Source organism: Turicimonas sp. TL08 (genome assembly GCF_054660695.1).
The window spans coordinates 1-305 of the sequence record NZ_BAAGDP010000083.1 but is presented as its reverse complement, the minus strand read 5'-3'; the positions used below and the strand labels follow the sequence as shown (position 1 = coordinate 305).

At 43.9% G+C, this 305-nt stretch carries 1 protein-coding gene; it reads left to right on the top strand.

Features of this window, described 5'->3' with window-relative positions; genetic code table 11:
- A partial coding sequence (locus ACYQ4O_RS13050; RefSeq protein WP_460175884.1) for an RNA-guided endonuclease InsQ/TnpB family protein occupies positions 1 to 305 on the top strand: 305 nt, incomplete at both ends.

Sequence of the window (305 nt, the reverse complement as noted above, 5' to 3'; positions counted from 1 at the left end):
GAATATGTCTGCATCGGCGTCAGGTACAGTTGAGCAGCCCGGGAAAAAGGTCAGACAGAAAAGCGGTTTAAATCGTTCAATTCTTGACCAAGGATGGTATTCTTTCAAGACAATGCTGACTTACAAGCTGGAAGAAAGAGGAGGGTTGCTGGTATTGGTTCCTCCGAAAAATACGAGTAGAACTTGTCCGAATTGCGGATATATTTCGGCAAAAAACAGACAAACGCAAGCACATTTCGAATGTACCAAATGCGGATACAAAGAAAATGCCGATGTCGTGGGAGCGATAAATGTATTAAGGGCGG